Origin of the sequence: Paeniglutamicibacter psychrophenolicus, assembly GCF_030812255.1 — a bacterium.
Taxonomy (GTDB): Bacteria; Actinomycetota; Actinomycetes; order Actinomycetales; family Micrococcaceae; genus Paeniglutamicibacter; species Paeniglutamicibacter psychrophenolicus_A.
The window spans coordinates 88,852-106,293 of record NZ_JAUSSH010000002.1 but is presented as its reverse complement, the minus strand read 5'-3'; the positions used below and the strand labels follow the sequence as shown (position 1 = coordinate 106,293).

The 17,442-nt window shown below is 68.6% G+C and carries 14 protein-coding genes; 5 read left to right on the top strand and 9 right to left on the bottom strand.

Annotation, left to right across the window (positions count from 1 at the left end):
• Positions 1 to 325: 325 nt before the first annotated feature.
• From J2T21_RS03580 to J2T21_RS03565, 4 genes are all read right to left on the bottom strand, one after another.
• Positions 326 to 1,855 (bottom strand): amino acid permease, encoded by a 1,530-nt coding sequence (locus J2T21_RS03580; protein ID WP_307578577.1) that lies wholly within the window; start codon positions 1,853 to 1,855, stop codon positions 326 to 328.
• A 177-nt stretch (positions 1,856 to 2,032) separates the two neighbouring features.
• Positions 2,033 to 3,466 (bottom strand): aspartate ammonia-lyase, encoded by a 1,434-nt coding sequence (locus tag J2T21_RS03575; protein WP_307578571.1) that lies wholly within the window; start codon positions 3,464 to 3,466, stop codon positions 2,033 to 2,035.
• 139 nt (positions 3,467 to 3,605) lie between these two features.
• Positions 3,606 to 4,571 carry an asparaginase gene (locus J2T21_RS03570; protein WP_307578569.1) on the bottom strand — a complete coding sequence of 322 codons (966 nt, stop codon included), beginning with the start codon at positions 4,569 to 4,571 and terminating at the stop codon, positions 3,606 to 3,608.
• Complete coding sequence (locus J2T21_RS03565) at positions 4,568 to 5,275, bottom strand: FadR/GntR family transcriptional regulator (RefSeq protein WP_307578567.1); 708 nt, start codon at positions 5,273 to 5,275, stop codon at positions 4,568 to 4,570. The genes J2T21_RS03570 and J2T21_RS03565 overlap by 4 nt, the downstream gene beginning before the upstream one ends.
• Before the next feature lie 404 nt (positions 5,276 to 5,679).
• Here J2T21_RS03565 and J2T21_RS03560 point away from each other — a divergent pair, with 404 nt between their 5' ends.
• The 3 genes from J2T21_RS03560 (at position 5,680) to J2T21_RS03550 (ending at position 9,027) form a co-directional block, all read left to right on the top strand.
• A complete protein-coding gene (locus J2T21_RS03560; protein WP_307579533.1) occupies positions 5,680 to 7,338 on the top strand; it encodes an MDR family MFS transporter in 1,659 nt (552 codons plus the stop codon).
• Between the two features lie 10 nt (positions 7,339 to 7,348).
• On the top strand, positions 7,349 to 7,828 hold the full coding sequence (locus J2T21_RS03555; protein ID WP_307578565.1) for a MarR family winged helix-turn-helix transcriptional regulator: 480 nt from the start codon (positions 7,349 to 7,351) through the stop codon (positions 7,826 to 7,828).
• Between the two features lie 134 nt (positions 7,829 to 7,962).
• Positions 7,963 to 9,027 (top strand): maleylacetate reductase, encoded by a 1,065-nt coding sequence (locus J2T21_RS03550; protein ID WP_307578563.1) that lies wholly within the window; start codon positions 7,963 to 7,965, stop codon positions 9,025 to 9,027.
• Positions 9,028 to 9,039: 12 nt separating this feature from the next.
• Here J2T21_RS03550 and J2T21_RS03545 read toward each other — a convergent pair whose 3' ends face one another.
• Positions 9,040 to 9,966, bottom strand: coding sequence for an EamA family transporter (locus J2T21_RS03545; RefSeq protein WP_307578561.1), 927 nt, complete (start codon positions 9,964 to 9,966; stop codon positions 9,040 to 9,042).
• 84 nt (positions 9,967 to 10,050) lie between these two features.
• Between J2T21_RS03545 and J2T21_RS03540 the strand changes: the two genes are divergently transcribed.
• The gene (locus J2T21_RS03540) at positions 10,051 to 10,953 is read left to right on the top strand and encodes a LysR family transcriptional regulator (protein ID WP_307578559.1); all 903 of its coding nucleotides are present in this window, start codon (positions 10,051 to 10,053) and stop codon (positions 10,951 to 10,953) included.
• A gap of 127 nt (positions 10,954 to 11,080) precedes the next feature.
• Complete coding sequence (locus J2T21_RS03535) at positions 11,081 to 12,268, top strand: siderophore-interacting protein (protein ID WP_307578557.1); 1,188 nt, start codon at positions 11,081 to 11,083, stop codon at positions 12,266 to 12,268.
• A gap of 10 nt (positions 12,269 to 12,278) precedes the next feature.
• Here J2T21_RS03535 and J2T21_RS03530 read toward each other — a convergent pair whose 3' ends face one another.
• The 4 genes from J2T21_RS03530 to gcl all read right to left on the bottom strand — a co-directional run bounded on the left by J2T21_RS03530 (position 12,279) and on the right by gcl (position 17,395).
• On the bottom strand, positions 12,279 to 12,695 hold the full coding sequence (locus J2T21_RS03530) for a hypothetical protein (RefSeq protein WP_307578555.1): 417 nt from the start codon (positions 12,693 to 12,695) through the stop codon (positions 12,279 to 12,281).
• Between the two features lie 265 nt (positions 12,696 to 12,960).
• A complete protein-coding gene (allB, locus tag J2T21_RS03525; protein ID WP_307578553.1) occupies positions 12,961 to 14,352 on the bottom strand; it encodes an allantoinase AllB in 1,392 nt (463 codons plus the stop codon).
• Between the two features lie 60 nt (positions 14,353 to 14,412).
• Positions 14,413 to 15,561, bottom strand: a complete 1,149-nt coding sequence (locus J2T21_RS03520; protein ID WP_307578551.1) for a glycerate kinase — start codon at positions 15,559 to 15,561, stop codon at positions 14,413 to 14,415.
• A gap of 28 nt (positions 15,562 to 15,589) precedes the next feature.
• On the bottom strand, positions 15,590 to 17,395 hold the full coding sequence (gene gcl / locus J2T21_RS03515) for a glyoxylate carboligase (protein WP_307578549.1): 1,806 nt from the start codon (positions 17,393 to 17,395) through the stop codon (positions 15,590 to 15,592).
• Positions 17,396 to 17,442 lie beyond the last annotated feature (47 nt).

Genomic DNA, 17,442 nt, shown 5'->3' with positions numbered 1-17,442 from the left:
CCAACACCTGACCCGCTTCCCATCCCTGCCCCCACCCCGGACGGTCCGGCGTTTGCGCCGACCGGCCCCGAACGCTGCGGCCCGGTTCCTGCACTCCCCCTGGTGCAGGAGCCGGGCCGCTTCGGAACCCGGAGGAACGGACTCCGTCGCAGGAACCGTACCTTCATCCGGACTACCACCCACGCGAAACCGATCGGCCATGGGCTTGGGCCCGGGCCACAGGGTTGATTGAATCCGCAGGCCCATTCGCGGATACGACCGCACCCCCGCAAACAGTGTTTGCGGGGGTGCGGTTGCGTGGTTCGGCGGCCAGCCGCCGCGGCGGCTAGGCCTCGGGGCCGGCGCCGGTGAGTGCCAATTCGTAGCGCTCGTCGGCGGCCGCGCGTGCCGCGGCGATGTCGGCAATGCGCCCGCGGGAGGCGTACCAGCCGATCATCAGGGCAGGGATGATGACGATGATCGAGGCCACGGTCCAGGTGCCCACCGGCGAGTCGAAGGCCATCAGCACGATGACCGCGGCCAGGAAGGCCAGGGTCAGGTACCCGGTATAGGGCGCCCCGATCATGCGGAAGGCCGGCCGGGCCATTTCCCCGCGCCGGGACAGGCGGAACAGCGCCAACTGGCACAGCACGATCATTCCCCAGGAGGCGATGATGCCCAGCGCCGCCATGTTCAGCACGATCTCGAACGCCTGTGCCGGAACAATCGCGTTGAGCACCACGCCCAGGCCGGCCACCGCGGCGGTCAGCGCGATGCCGCCATAGGGCACACCCTGCTTGTTCAGCCTCGCGGCGAAGCGCGGCGCGGATCCGGCCAGCGCCATCGAACGCAGGATGCGCCCGGTGGAATACAGCCCCGCATTCAACGAGGACATCGCCGCGGTGAGCACCACCAGGTTCATGATCGAGTCCATGCCGGCGACGCCGATGGACCCGAAGAACGTCACGAACGGCGATTCGCCGGCCTTGTAGGCACTGTAGGGCAGCAGCAGCGAGAGCAGCACCAGGGAGCCGACGTAGAACACGGCGATACGGATGATCACGGTGTTGATGGCCTTGGGCATGACCTTCTCGGGGTTTTCCGTTTCACCCGCGGCGGTGCCGATCAGCTCGATCGAGGCGTAGGCGAATACCACGCCCTGCATCACCACGACGACCGGCAGCAGGCCGTTGGGGAAGAACCCGCCGTTGTCGGCGATCAGGGAGAAGCCGACCTCGTGCCCGGGAACCGGGGACCCGAAGATGACAAACCAGATGCCCACCGCCAGGAACGCCACCAGCGCGACGACCTTGATCAGCGCGAACCAGAACTCCAGCTCGCCGAAGACCTTCACCGAGACCAGATTCAGCCCCAGCACCAGCAGCAGCGCCGCCAAGGCCCAGGTCCACTGCGGAACCGCGCCGATCCACGGCACGTACTTGGCGAAGAAGTTCATGTACAGCGCGATCGCGGTGATGTCCACGATCGCGGTCATGGCCCAGTTGAGCCAGTACAGCCAGCCGGTGACGAACGCCGCCTTCTCACCAAAGAACTCGCGGGCGTAGGAGACGAAGGAGCCCGAGGAGGGGCGGTGGACGACCAGTTCGCCCAGCGCGCGCAGGATCAGGAAGGCGAAGAACCCGCAGACCGCATAGCTGAACATCAATGCCGGTCCGGCGCCGGCGAGCCGGCCCCCGGCGCCCATGAACAGGCCGGTGCCGATGGCCCCGCCGATCGCGATCATCTGGATCTGCCGGGATTTGAGTCCCTTGTGCATGCCTGCGTCTTCGGCGGTAAGTGCCGACTTCGGCCGGCCGTCGGCCAGGGTGTTTCCGGAGCGCGGCGCGGGGCCGGGTGTGGGGTTTTCACGATTCATGCGCGGGGACCTCTCGGGGAGTCGGAAGTACGGGGGGCTTGCTTGAATGTGCGGTGCGTGATGGGTGGAACGGATGGTGAAGACCGCGACGAGGGGGGGTGTGTCGCGACGGGGGGTGTGTGCCGCGGCGGGGCCTTGCCAGCCCGGGGGTGCGCCCGGGTCCGGGCAGTCGGCGGGTTATTCGCTGAGATTGGCCAGGCGCTCGGGGCGCAAGAGTTCGCGCAGTTCGGAAGCGGAGAGCAGTCCGTGTTCCAGGACCAGCTCGGCCACGCCGCGTCCGGTGGACAGTGCCTCCATGGCGATCCTGGTTGAGGCTGCGTAGCCCAGCTGCGTGGTCAACGCGGTGACCAGGCCGATGGAGTTTTCCACCTGCGCCCGCAGCTTGTCCTCGTGCGCGGTGATGCCCACGATGCACTTGTCGGCCAGCGTGGTGCACGCGGCCTCCAGGTGGCGCATCGACTTGGTCAGGCTGTGCACGATGATCGGCTCGAATGCGTTGAGCTGCAGCTGCCCGGATTCGGCGGCCATCGTGATGGTCACGTCGTTGCCGATGACCTCGTAGGCCACCTGGTTCACGACCTCCGGGATCACCGGGTTGACCTTGCCGGGCATGATCGAGGAGCCGGACTGCACGGCGGGCAGGTCGATCTCGCCCAGCCCGGCACGGGGGCCGGAGGAGAGCAGGCGCAAGTCGTTGCAAACCTTGGAGAGCTTGACGGCCACGCGCTTGAGCACCCCGGAGAGGTGCACGAAGGCGCCGACATCGGCCGTGGCCTCGATCAAATCGAACGCGGTTTCCAGCTTCAGCCCGGAGATTTCCGCCAGGTGGGTGCAGGCCAGGGCCGAGTAGCCGGCCGGGGCGTTGAGCCCGGTGCCGATGGCGGTGGCGCCGAGGTTGATCTCGTGGACCAGCAAGGTGGCCTCGGCCAGCCGCAAGCGGTCCTCGCCCAGCGTCACGGCGTAGGAGTTGAACTCCTGGCCCAGCGTCATCGGGACCGCGTCCTGCAGCTGCGTGCGGCCCATCTTGACCACGGTGCGGAACTCCACGGCCTTGGCGGCGAAGGCCGCGCCGAGGTGCTCCATCGCACCGACCAGCGAGGTCGCGGCGAAGATCGTGGCCACGCGCACCGCGGTGGGGTAGACGTCGTTGGTGGACTGGCTGAGGTTCACGTGGTCGTTGGGGTGCAGGTACCGATATTCGCCCTTGGCATGGCCCATGATTTCCAGCGCGCGGTTGGCGATCACCTCGTTGGCGTTCATATTCGAGGAGGTCCCGGCGCCGCCCTGGATCACGTCGACGACGAACTGGTCGTGCAGCTTGCCGGCGATGATTTCGGCACAGGCGGCGATGATGGCCTCGGCGCGGGGCGCGTCGAGCAGGCCCAGTTCCAGGTTGGTCCGGGCGGCTGCCTGCTTGACCATGGCCAGTGCCACCACCAGGTTGGTGTTGGTGGACAGCGGCTGGCCGGTGATCGGGAAGTTTTCCACGGCGCGCAGCGAGTGCACGCCCCAATAGACGTCCGCGGGAATGTCCCGGTCGCCGATCAAATCGTGTTCGCTGCGGACAGACCGGGCGGCCGTGGCCTGCAAGGTGGCGGTGGATTCGTTCATGGCGGGAGGATCTCCTGTGCTTGGGCGGTGCGTGGGCGATGGATGGCGCGCTGCGTTGGAAGGGCCGTTTTTGGGCACGGCAAGGCAGCGCGCGGTAGTGCGTTGTGGGTGGGGCCCGGTTGCGGCCCCGGGAGCGGTGCTAGCTGGAGGGCAGTCCGGACAGGGTGCCGACCGGGTGCCCGCCGCCGAGCACGGGGAGGTTGTTGAAGGGTTCCAGCGGCCCGGGCGCCGCGCCAAGGGCCAGCAAGGCGGGGACGGCGGCGGGCATGCGCGCCCGGTCCGACCCGTCGGCGATCTTCAGTGCCACCGCGGAGCCGTCGGGCAGGGCGATGAGCTGGATTCCCTCGAACCCGTCCTTGGCCAGCAGCCCGGGCACGGCCTCCATGAGCGCCGTGACATCGCGGCCGGTCCCGGCAACCATCAGCGGGTGCGCGCGCATGGCGTCGGCGACCCGGCGTTCGGCGGTGCCCCCGGCGGCGGTGACCAGCCTGGCGAAGGCCCGGGCCATGCCGGTCAGGGAGAGTGCGAAGACCTCGGTGCCGCACCCGTCGGTGCTGGTGATGGTCACGTCCTCGCCGGTGAGTTCGGCGACGACCGCCCGGATGAGGGTGGGAAGCGGGTGGTCGTGGTGCAGGTAGGTTTCGGTGTCCCAGCCGTTGAGCACGCAGGTGGCCAGCATCGCGGCGTGCTTGCCCGAGCAGTTCTGGGCCAGCTGGGTGGGGCCGTTTCCGGCGTGGATCCACGCGTGGCGTTCGGCGGTCCCGTAGGGCAGGTCGGTGGAGTTGCGCAGCGCCGCAGGCTCCAGCCCGGCCTCGGCGAGGATCTTGGCGGCGAGGTCCTGGTGGTCGGCGGAGCCGGAGTGGCTGGCGGCGGCCAGGGCGAGTTGCCCGGCGGGCAGCTCGAGCCCGGCGCGCACCATGGCCACGGCGAAGAGCGGCTTCAGTGCCGAGCGCTGGTAGATCCGGGCTCCGGGTTCCCCGCGGGTGAGCACGGTGGTGCCGTGTGGATCCAGGGCCGCCAGGGAGCCGTAGTGGACGCTTTCGACCAGCTGGCCGCGGGTTTGCACGGCGAGCGGGGCATGGGCGGGGAAATTGGCGAGGTTCACGGTTTGTCCGCTCCAAGGATCAGGGTCAGGGCTTCGTCGACGGCGGACAGGTGTGCGGCCATGGCCTTCCCGGCCGCGGGTCCGTCGCCGGCTTCGATGGCTGCGAGGATCTCCCGGTGTTCGGCGTGCGAGGGGTGCTGGCGGCCGGTGATGAGGTTGATGGTCTCGGACTGGTTGACCATCGCGTCGCGGATGTCGTTGACCACGCGGGCGAAGACGCCGTTGCCGCTGGCTGCGGCGATCGTGGCATGGAAGCTGGCATCGAGCGTGACCCACATTTCCGGGTCGTCCTCGTCTTCCATGGCCTCGATGATGCCGCGCAGCTGGAGAAGCTGGTCGGCGGTGGCGCGGGTGGCGGCGAATTGCGCCGCGGGGATCTCGATGTGCGGGCGTGCCTCCATGAGGCTGCGCGCGGAGAAGGCCCCGAGCACCAGGTCGCCCCCGGCGCGCGGGGCAATGACGAAGGTGCCCTTGCCGGTTTGGGTCTGGGTGAGCCCGAGTGCCGCGCAGGAGCGCAGGGCCTCGCGGATGACCGAGCGGCTGACCGCGTATTGGGCGGCGAGCACCGATTCTGCGCTCAACTTGCTGCCGACCGGGAGTTCGCCGGACTCGATGGCGTCGCGGATGGAGGAGAATACGGCCTCGGCCGCGCTGACTCTCACGATCGGCTGCGGTCCGGCTGCCCGGCTGTCTGACAGGTTCATGCTCCGACTATGTCACGTCTCACAAAACGCTGTCAAGACGCGCCGTGGCGATGCCGCGGCGGCCGGGAAGCGCGTGGGAGTTTCGGCGCCGGAGCGCGCCGGAGCGCCACCTTGCTACCCATCAAACCGTCAGGTCAGGGCCCGCCGCACGCGAGGTCGGGGCTGCGCGCCAGTCCCCGGCAGGAATCAGGTGGCGGTCGGCCCCAAATCGCCGACGGGCGCCCCGGGAGCGCAGGGCAGCGGCGACGCCGGGTGCTCCGCCCCACAGGGAAAATAGTTGCATCAAGACAACCATTTCAATATAGTTGATATCAATCAACCATCTTCCCCCCTTGTTTTGGAGTCCCCTTTTGTCCCAGACACCCACCACCACGAAGGCGGCACCGGAATTGTCCGAATCGGGCATGACCCACCGCGAGGTGATGCAATCACTGACCGGCCTGCTCATGGGCATGTTCGTCTCGATCCTCGCCGGCACCGTCGTCTCCACCTCGCTCCCGGTCATCATCTCCGACCTGGCCGGAGACCAGACCTCCTACACCTGGGTCGTCACCGCGACCCTGCTGGCCACCACCATCTCCACCCCGATCTGGGGCAAGCTGGCCGACCTGTACAACCGCAAGCTGCTGCTGCAGCTCTCGCTGCTGATCTTCGTGATCGCCTCGGCCATCGCCGGGTTCTCGCAGGACACCTCGATGCTCATCACCATGCGCGTCTTCCAGGGCCTGGGTGCCGGCGGACTGACCGCGCTGACCCAGATCGTCATGGCCGACATCATCTCCCCGCGCGAGCGCGGCAAGTACATGGGCCTCTTCGGCGCCGTCATGGCGCTGGGCACCGTGGGCGGGCCGCTGATCGGCGGATTCATCACCGACGCCATCAACTGGCGCTGGAACTTCTTCATCGCCCTGCCCTTCGCGGCCATCGCAATCATCCTGATCCAAAAGACCCTTCGCCTGCCCGCGGTGGCCAAGCGCAAGGTGTCCATCGACTACGCGGGCATCGTGCTGCTCTCGGCCGGCGTCTCGGCGCTGCTGATCTGGGTTTCGATGGCCGGCAAGAACTTCGAGTGGGCCTCGGCCACGACCGCATGGATGGTCGGCGGCGCCGTTGCCGCGCTGGCCGCGTTCGTGATCGTGGAGTTCAAGGCCGCCGAGCCGATCATCCCGCTGACCATGTTCAAGAACAACACCTTCACCCTCTCGGTCGTCGCCTCGATCTCCGTGGGCGTGTCGATGTTCGGCACCTCGGTCTTCCTCGCCCAGTACATGCAGCTGGCCCGCGGCGCGAACGCCACCCAGTCCGGGCTCATGACCATCCCGATGATGGCCGGGCTGCTGGTCATCTCCACGATCGCCGGAGCCCTGATCTCCAAGCACGGCAAGTGGAAGGCCATCATGGTCACCGGCTCGGTGCTGCAGCTGGCCGGGCTCTACCTGCTGGGAACCATCCACTACGACACCAACTTCGTGCTGGTCTCCACCTACATGTTCGTCCTCGGCGCCGGCCTGGGCATGGTCATGCAGAACCTGGTGCTGATCGTGCAGAACGCCGTCACCCCGGCGGAGATCGGCGTGGCCTCCTCGGGCATCGCGTTCTTCCGCTCGCTGGGCGGCACCATCGGCGTTTCGGTGCTCGGTGCGCTGATGGCCACGAAGGTCGCGGACCTGTTGGGCGCCAAGAGCGCCGAGCTGGGCGCCGCAATTGCCGCACTCGGGGACAAGGGCAAGGACCTGGCAGCGGCCCTGGCCTCCGGGAGCATCCCGGCCGTGCATTCCCTGCCGGACTCGGTCAGAAGCATCATCGAGTCCTCCTACGGCGACGCCGTGGCCTACGTCTTCATGGTCGCGGCCCCGCTGAGCATCCTGACCATCCTCGCGGTGGCCTTCATGCCCAACCTGGAGCTGGGCACCCAAACCCGCCACCAGCGCGAGGCGACCGACGCGGCCGCCGCGCAGCACACGGAGCTCGAGGCTGCCGAGGCAAACCTGGTCGAGGTCAGCGAGGCTGCCATCGCGGCGACCCCGCGCCTGGACGGCGAGAACACCTCGGCGCGCCGCTGAGATGGACGCCGTGGCCGACCCCTTCGCCGTCGCGGAACCCGCCAGGGCCGATGACGCCGTCATGGCGCCGCTGATCGACGAGGTCGAGAAGCAATTCGCGACCATGTTCGTCAACGCCCGGAACAGCATTCGGGCCCGGGCCGCGGCCATCGACCCTGAGCTGCCCCCGATGGGGTTCAAGGTGCTCACGATCCTCTCCCGCTCGGGACCCCGGCAGCAGGGGTGCCTGGCCGAGGAGATGGAGGTGGACAAGGCCATGATGAGCCGGACCATCAAGCAGCTCGATCGCCTGGGCCTGGTCGAACGGAGCATGGATCCCAGCGACGGGCGGGCCCTGCTGGTCTCCATGACCGTTGAGGCCCGGGCACGGTTCGACGCGAACCTGGCCAGCGCCCGCCGGGTGCTCCACGACCGGCTCGCGGAGTGGGAACCGGGCGAGGTCCGCCGCTTCACCGACCTGCTGGCGCGGCTGAACAACTCCCCGCTCTAGAACCCCGGGGTCTACAGGTGGTCCCTGCCTGCGGAACTATTTGTTCCGCCGACAGGGACCACTTGCGTATCCGGTAGCGTTTCAGGCAACGTCTCCGGTCCCCCGCACGGGACCACGATCCAAGGACTGCCTATATGGGAATGATCTTCAGCCACGACACCCTGCCCCAACGGGTGCTCTTCGGCACCGGCAAGGCGGCCGAGCACCTTGCGGCGGCGGTGGCCAGGTTCGGTGCCACCCGGGTGATGGTGATCGCCGGGCGGCGCGATTCCGGCACCGTTGACGAATTGACCCGGCAGCTCCCCGTGGTCCTGCGCTATTCCGACGTCGTCCAGCACGTGCCGATCGCCAGCGCGCAGAGGGCCCGCACCGCCGCACGGGAGAACGGCATCGATCTGCTGGTGTGCCTCGGCGGCGGGTCGGCCGTCGGCCTGGCCAAGGCCATCGCCCTGGACACCGCGCTGCCCATCGTCGCCGTCCCAACCACCTATGCCGGATCCGAGGCCACCAATGTCTGGGGCCTGACCGAGGCGGGGCGCAAGACCACGGGTGTCGATGCCCGGGTGCTGCCTGCCACCGTTATCTACGATGCCGCGCTGAGCACGTCTTTGCCGGTCGGCCTCTCGGTGGCCTCCGGCCTGAACGCCATGGCCCACTGCATCGACTCAATGTGGGGGCCGCGCGCCGACCCGATCAATGCGGCACTGGCCACCGAGGGCATCCGCGCCCTCGCCACCGGACTGCCGGGAATTGTCGCGGATCCAGCGGGGATCGAGGGACGCGAACAGGCGCTCTACGGCGCCTACCTGTCCGCGGTCGCCTTCGCCTCGGCCGGTTCCGGGATGCACCACAAGATCTGCCACGTGCTCGGCGGGACCTGGAACATGCCCCACGCCCAAACCCATGCCACGGTGCTGCCCTACGTGCTGGCCTTCAACGCGCCCGCGGCACCCGGGGCCGAGGCCCGCATTGCTTCCGCACTTGGATCGGATACGGCCGTCGGCGGCCTGAACGCGCTGCGGGAACAACTGGGCGCGCCGCGCGCGTTGAAGGACTACGGATTCACGGCAGAAAACATCCCCGAGGCGGTTTCCCTCATTCTTCCGGCCATCCCGGCCAACAACCCCCGAACCGTCACCGCCGAAAACCTGACGGGGCTGCTCACCGCGGCGCTCCACGGTTCAGGCCCGGCAGACTAGGCGGGCAGCTGGCTATCTGGCGGACTGCGCTGTTTCCGTAGCTTTCGGGGCCGCATCCTGCGAGGTGGGCGCGACCTTCGCCGGGTCGCGACGGCCGGTGCGCGTGGCCCCGATCCCCGCGACGATGACCAGCACGATGCCAAGAATCGCGGCCGGGCGCGGGACCTGGTGCAGGATCAGGAGCCCGACGATCATCGCGATGGCCGGCTCCAGGCACATCAACGTGCCGAACGCCGCGGTGGTCAGCCGTCGCAGCGCCAGCAGTTCGAGGCTGAATGGGATCACCGGCAGCAGCAGCGCGAGCGCGAATCCTATGGCCAGCACCTGCACGTCCATGCGCCCGATCACCTCCGGGCCCACCACCAACGTTGCGGCCACCGCCGCAACGGGCATGGAAATGGCCAGTGCGCCGATGCCGTCTATCGCGTCCCCGGCGCGCTGGGTGAGCAGGACATAGACGGCCCAGCAGACCGCGCCGCCGAGTGCAAAAAGCACGCCGGCGGAATCCGCGGCACCGTGCCAGGGCTCGGTCAGCCCAAGCACGCCGGCGGCGGCGACCAGCGCCCACCAGCGCCCGGCGCCGCGGCCCTGGATGATGGCCACGGCCAGCGGACCCATGAATTCCAGCGCGCTCGCGGTGCCCAGGTCGATGGTTTCCACCGCCTTCATGAAGCCCAGCGTCATGCCGGCGGTGGCCAGGCCCAGCAGCGCACAGATCCCCAGCGTGGCGCGGGTGACTTTCATCCTCCAGGGCCGGGTGATGGCCACCAGGATCACCGCGGCCCAAGCCAGGCGCAGCCAGGCGACACCCTCGGAGCCCAGGGTTCCTGCCAGGCCGATCGACGCCGCCAGGCCCAGCTGGACGCAACCCATCGCGGCAAACGCCATCATGGAGCCGACGCCGGCGCTCTTGCCGGTGGATGCGCGTGTTGAAGTCATTGATCCAGTAGAGCCGAGGCAAGTCATCCACGTCCACGCGAGAATCATCAACATATCGTCCAGGATTCCTGCACAATGGTGTTTATGGATACCCGGCGCCTGCAATACCTCTACGAGCTTGCCCGCATGGGCTCGATGCGGGCCGTCGCAGACGTGCTGGGGACCACCACCTCGACCGTCTCCCAGCAGATCGCGCAACTCTCGAGGGAAACCGGAACCCGATTGCTGGAACCCGACGGGCGCGGGGTCCGGCTCACCCCGGCCGGACGACGGCTGGCCGAGCACGCGCACACCATCCTCGGCGCCATCGATGCGGCGAAGCTGGACCTGGATCCCGCCGCGGAGCCCTCGGGCACGCTGCGGGTGGCGGGGTTCGCGACCGCGATCCGCACCACGCTGATGCCCATCATCAAGGAGTTGGCCGCCGACCACCCCGCGGTGGGGATCGTGGTGTTCGAGCACGAGCCGGCCGAGGCGCTGAAGCTGCTGGCCGTCGACGACATCGACCTGGCCCTGACCTACGACTACAACCTGGCACCGGATTCGGTCGGTCCCGGGGTGGAAACGCTGGAATTGTGGAGCACGCCCTGGGGCCTGGGCGTGCCCAGCGGTGATGCGGAGCGCTTCGCGGGATTCACGGATGCGCCCGATGCGGCGGCGATGTTTTCCGCCTTCCGCGACCGGGACTGGATCGGGAACTCGCGCAACCTGGCCGACGAGACCGTCCTGCGGCTCCTGTCCTCGATGGCCGGGTTCGCCCCGGCCATGCGCCACCAGGCCGACAGCCTGGACCTGGTCGAGGACCTGATCCTGGCCGGGCTCGGCGTGGGGCTGCTCCCGGAAAACCGCCCGCGGAAGGAAGGGATCGCCATCCTGCCGCTGCGCAACCCGGACCTGCGGCTGCGGGCTTTCGCCCGGACCCGCGCCGGGCGCAGCGCCTGGCCGGCCCTTGCGCTGGTGCTCGGGCGGATGAACCAGGGCCGGTAGCGGGGCTGGTCGGTCACCAGAGGCCGCGCCATGGGACCGGTCCGCTTGTAACCGGGCGCCACTCGGGCCAGACTCGAGGATACGGAAGACGCCCGCACGCCACGTACGGCCGAGAGGAGCCCTCGAGATGTCGCACCACAAGCACCCCAAGCACCCGGTGGATCCCGGCGAGATGCCCCCGGCGCTGGCCCGCGAACACGCCCTGGTCTTCGAGGCCGCCGTTGAGGCAGGCCGGCGGGCCGGGCGGAAGACCGCCAAGAAGAAGCTGAAGCGCGCGGCACGGCACGGCGGCATCAAGCTCTCCAAGGCGTTGCGTGACGCGACGTTGCGCGACGCCGAGAAGGCCGGAGGCAGGGCCGCCTACGCCGCGGCCACCAAGGCGCTGCGCAAGGCACGGCACCGTGCACTGCCTCCGCTGCCGCCTCGGCCACCGGGCACCGGGCAGGAGCCAGCGGTTGCGGTTGCCGGCCCGGCCCCGGCCGATACCGCGGTGCCGGTCCGCACCCGGGTGCGTGGTTCGCAGATCGTGCTCGAGGTGCTGCGCGTGAAATGGCTGAGCCAAAGCATGGTGCGCATCGTTGCCGGGGGCGAGGGTTTTGCCGACTTCGAGTCCAACGGCGCGGCCGACCAGCACGTCAAGCTGCTTTTCGCCAACCCCGCCCTGGGACTGGTCCCGCCCTATGAGATGCGTTCGCTGCGCGGTCGCCTGGCCCGCGAGGACCTGCCGGTCTCCCGCTCATACACGATCCGCAGCCATGATCCGGTGGCCCGTGAACTGGCAATCGACTTCTTCGTCCACGGGACCGACGGCGTCGGCGGCTCCTGGGCGGCCGGGGCCAAGCCGGGCGACCTGCTGGTGCTTTCGAAGTCCAAGGGCAAGTTCCGCCCGGATGCCGGTGCGGAGCAGCACCTGTATGTCGGGGATGAGTCCGCCATCCCGGCCATCGCCGCGGCCCTGGAAATGTTGCCGCGCAACGCCGTGGGCCAGGTGATCCTGGAGGTCGATTCCGCGGCGGACGAGTTCGAGATCGACCGGCCCGCGGGCATGGCACTGCATTGGGTCCACCGCTCGGGCGAACCCTCTGCCACCAGCACCATGCTGGCCAATGCCCTGCGCGAGCTGCCGGCCGCCCACGGCCAGGTGGAGATCCTGGCGTTGGGAGAGCGTTCCGCCATGCAGGAGATCCGTCGCCTGCTTTCCCACTGGGACCTGGACCAGCGCCGGATCACGACCTCCACCTACTGGACGCCGGGGAAGGCCAGGAGGAGCTGGTCCCGGGTGCCGGAGACCCGGGCAGACACCGGTTCCATGTAGCGAGAGCGGGTCAGGCCGAGGTTCCCAGCGCTTCACGGCGCCGGTTGGCCAGTTGCAGTCCGGCGATGGATCCGGCGTAGAGCAGCGCGGGCAGCAGTGCCCAGACCCAGTCGCCGGGGAACACCTCGAAGGCCTCGGCCGTGGCCCCGCCCATGTTGATCCAGGCGGACAAGGGGACCGAGAGCGCCCAGGCCAGTCCCACGGCAAGCATGCAGTTGCGGCAGGAGGAAAATCCAAGGAACCTTGCCCCCAGCGCGCTGAACACCGCGGCGAGCACCACGAAGCTGAACACCACCAGAAGCAGCGTGTTGACCAGGCGGAACTCGTGCAGTCCCCCGGCGCCGTTGGAGACCAGGACGGCCAGGATGAGAGCCGTCAGCATCGCGGAGAGCCCCATCCCCAGGAAGTTCGCCCGCTTCCAGCTCATAGCCGTCCCTTCCTGCCCGCAGCCCGCCTTCGGCGGGATCAAGATTGTCGCGCACCACCTCGTTGTGGTGCGATGCCCGGGACAAGCCCGCGCCATGCAAGCATATAGTAAAACACTTGGACTAAGCGACCGACAAGCCGGTCGAGGGTTAAAAGACCGGGCCGCCTCGGCACCACCGTGTTCCTCCAGCATGTTCACTGACCAAGGAGAGCGCTGGAAAACCTGGGGAAGCCGGGGCGGCCCGGAAGGGTGTGGCGGCGGGTGTTTAGACCTCGCCGCGGCGGATCAGCTTGCCGTGCGGGGTCTTGAAGTCGACCTCGACGCCGCGCACGAAGGTTCGGCTGACCTTGCCGGCCAGGACCTTGCCCTGGTACGGGGAAATCGGGTTCTTGTGGTGCAGCTTGTCCACGTCGACCACAAAGCTGTCCTCCGGCCCGAAGAACGCGAAGTCGGCGTCGTTGCCCAGCGCGATGGCACCCTTGTGGTGCAGGCCGGCGATTTCCGCCGGGCGCTTGGACATCCAGTTCAGCACGGTCTCGAGCTTGATGCCGCGGCGCTTGGCCTCGGTCCAGATCAGTGCCAGACCCAACTGCAGCGAGGCAACCCCGCCCCAGGCCACGCCGAAGTCGCCGTTCTCGACGTCCTTCAGGTCGATGGTGGAGGGCGAGTGGTCCGAGACGATGCAGTCGATGATCCCGTCCTCGAGGCCCTTCCAGAGCAGTTCGCGGTTGGAGGCCTCGCGGATCGGCGGGCAGCACTTGAACGCGGTGGCTCCGTTCGGGATTTCCTCGGCCAGCAGCGTGAGGTAGTGCGGGCAGGTCTCCACGGTCAGCTTCACGCCGTCGCGCTTGGCCGATTCGATCATCGGCAGGGCGTCGGAGGAGGACAGGTGCAGGATGTGGGCGCGGGCCCCGGTCCAGCGGGCGCGCTCGATGACCTCGGCCACCGCGACGTTCTCGGCGCCGCGCGGCCGGGAGGCCAGGAAGCGGTCGTAGTGGTCGCCCTCGGCGTTCGGGGCGCGGTCGATGGCCCGCGAATCCTCGGCGTGGATGAGCATCATCGAGTTGAAGGACACGATCTCGGTCATGTCCTCTTCCATCTCGTCCGGCTCGAGATACGGGAATTCCTCGACGCCCGAGTGGAGCAGGAAGCACTTGAAGCCGAAGACCCCGGCGTCGTGCAGCTCCCGCAGGTCGGTCTTGTTGCCCGGGATGGCACCGCCCCAGAATCCCACGTCGACGAAGGCCTTGGGCCGTGCGGCGGCCTGCTTGAGTTCCAGCGCCGCGACGTTGACGGTCGGCGGGATGGAGTTCAGCGGCATGTCCACCACGGTGGTCACGCCTCCGGCGGCGGCGGCCTTGGTGGCGGACTCGAAGCCCTCCCACTCGGTGCGGCCGGGCTCGTTGATGTGCACGTGGGTGTCGACCAGTCCCGGGATCAGGACCTGCTCGGCGGACAGCTCGATGACCGTGGCGCCGGCGAGGTTGTTGCCCAGGGGCTCGATGGCGACGATCTTGCCGTCGCGGACCCCGATTTCGCGGGCGACGGTGCCGGCGCCGGTGACGATCTGCTCGCCGCGGATCACCAGATCGAAGTCGGTGCCTGTGTTTGCTTCCGGTGACGGCGTGCCTGACTCGGTGAGCTCGGTGTTGCCCATGATCGCATCCTTACATCTTGTGCGTTGGAAAATGGTGATTGGGGAAAGAATAGCCCGGCCCTAGGCGTTGGCCGCGTTGGCGGCCAGGAAATCCCGGGCCAAGAGGGTTGCCGCCCGTTGCACAAGTGATCCACCCTCACTCATGCAACGGGCAACATCTGGTTCCAGCTCGAGCAGCGATCGTACCGCGGTGAAGCCCGCGGATGTTGCCTGCTCGGTGGAAAGTTGGTTGCGTCCACAAATGGCGTAGACGGGAATGCCGTGGGCGGCGGCCAGCTGGGCCACGCCCACCGGCGTTTTGCCCTCCAGCGACTGGGTGTCCAGGCTGCCCTCGCCGGTGAACACGGCGGCCGCGCCCTCCAGCGCGGCCTCCAGGCCGGTCAGTTCCAGCACCACGTCGATGCCGCGGCGCCGGGTGGCACCCAGCACCGCCAGCGCGGCGAAGCCCACGCCGCCGGCCGCCCCGGCGCCCGGGGACGCCGCGATGCCGGCGATGCGCTGCCCGCCGAGTTCGGCACCCAGCGCCCGCGCGAAGCGGCCCAGGGCCGCGTCCAGCTCGATGACCTGGGCGTCGCTTGCCCCCTTTTGCGGGCCGAAGACGAAGGCCGCGCCGTTGGACCCGGTCAGCGGGTTTTCCACGTCGGCCGCCAGCGTGAAGGTGGTGGCGGCGATCCGCGGATCGAGCCCGGACAACTCGACCCGGTGCAGGGTTCCCAGTGGTCCGCCGCCGCGGGCCACCTCGTGGCCCGCGGCATCGAGCAGCCTCGCGCCGAGCCCCTGGAGCATGCCGGCACCGCCGTCCGTGCAGGCACTGCCGCCGACCCCCAGGATGATCTCGGTGGCCCCGGCGTCCAGCGCCGCGGCGATCAGCTGGCCGGTGCCCAGGCTGCTGGCGCCCATCGCATCCTTCACCCCGCCCGCCAGGCGGTCGAGGCCCGAGGCCTCGGCCATCTCCACGATGGCGGTGTGTCCCTTCAGCCCGAAGGCCGCACGGACCGGTTCCCCGGTGGGACCGGCGACCTGCGCGTGGTGCTGCACGAAGCCGCATTCCAGGGCGGCGGCGAGGGTTCCCTCGCCGCCGTCCGCGACGGGCACCGTGAGAGTGCGCGCCTGCGGCAGCGCCTGGCGCACCCCGGCACTGATCGAGGCGGCAACTTCCGCGCCCGTGAGAGTTCCCTTGAACTTGTCCGGTGCCACAACGATCAGCATTGCCTGCTTCTTCCCTTTGTCTGCTTGCCTAGGCGGATACGCCGGCGTGGGCGCCTTCGAAGGCCGCCAACGGAGTCAATGCCGTCGGCGCGTCCGCTGCCGCGTCGGCCAGGTCCTCGAACTCGTTCACTGCATCCAGTTCAGCACCCATGGCAATGTTTGTCACACGCTCCAGGATGACCTCCACGACGACGGGCACCTGGAACTCGGCGGCCAGTCGTCCGGCCTCGGCGAAGCCCTCGGCCAGCTTGGAGGGGTCCTCGACGCGCACGGCCTTGCAGCCCAGGCCCTCGGCGACCTTGACGTGGTCAACGCCGTAGCCGTTGGTCTCCGGGGAGTTGATGTTCTCGAAGCCCAGCGAGACGTGGTAATCCATCTCGAAGGGGCGCTGGGACTGGCGGATCAGGCCCAGGTAGGAGTTGTTGACGACCACGTGGATGTACGGCAGCTTGAACTGCGCTCCGACGGCCAGCTCCTCGATCATGAACTGGAAGTCGTAGTCGCCGGAGAGGGCGACGACGGTGGAGTTCGGCTTGCCGCGCACCACGCCCAGTGCCGCGGGTCCGGTCCAGCCCAGCGGGCCGGCCTGGCCGGCGTTGATCCACTGGCGCGGGCCGTAGACGTGCAGCATCTGCGCGCCGGCGATCTGGGACAGGCCGATGGTGGACACGTAGGTGGTGTCCTTGCCGAAGGCGGCATTCATTTCCTGGTACACGCGCTGCGGCTTGATCGGCACGTTGTCGAAGTTGGTCTTGCGGTGCAGCGTGCCCTTGCGGGCGGTGCACTCGTCGGCCCACACCGAGTAGTCCGGCAGGGTGCCGGCGGCCTTGCGGGCGCGGGCGGCGGCCAGCAGCTGGTCGATCGCCGCGCCGGCGTCCGAGATGATCCCCAGATCCGGGGAGAAGACCCGGCCGATCTGGGTGCCCTCGATGTCGATGTGGACGAACTTGCGGCCCTTGCGGTAGGTGTCCAGGCCGCCGGTGTGGCGGTTGGCCCAGCGGTTGCCCAGGCCCAGCACGAAGTCGGAGGCCAGGAAGGAGGCGTTGCCGTAGCGGGTGTGGGTCTGGATGCCGACCATGCCCGACTGCAGGCGGTGGTCATCCGGGATGACGCCCCAGCCCATCAGGGTCGGGGAGACCGGGATGTTCAGCAGTTCGGCCAGCTCGACGAGCTTGTCCGAGGCGTTGGCGTTGATGACCCCGCCGCCGGCAATGATCATCGGGTGCTTGGCGGCGACCAGCAGGTCCAGGACCTTCTCGGCCTGGCCGCGGGTGGCCGCCGGCTTGTCCGGGACCAGCGGCTCGTAGGCGTCGATGTCGAATTCGATCGTTGCCATCTGCACGTTGATCGGCAAATCCAGCAGGACCGGGCCGGGGCGTGCCGAGCGCATGATCTGGAACGCCTTGGCGAAGTAGCCCGGGACCAGTCCCGGCTCCAGGACGGTGGCCGCGAACTTGGTGACCGGCTTGGCGATGGACTCGATGTCCACGGCCTGGAAGTCTTCCTTGTGCAGCTTGTCGGTCGGTGCCTGTCCGGTGATGCAGAGCATCGGGATGCTATCTGCGATCGCCGCGTACAGGCCGGTGATCATGTCGGTGCCGGCCGGGCCCGAGGTGCCCAAGCACAACCCGATCTTGCCGGTGGCACGCGAGTAGCCGTCGGCCATGTGGCTTGCACCCTCGACGTGGCGGGCCAAAGTGTGGCGGATGGTGCCGCGGCGCTGCATGGCCGAGTACAGCGGGTTGATTGCCGCTCCCGGCAGGCCGAAGGCCTCGGTGGCGCCTTCCTTTTCCAAAATCAAGACAATTGCATCAACGACGCGCATTGTTGCCATGTTGTACTGCTCCTTGGATCAATCCCGGTCACCGGCAGGGCCCGGCG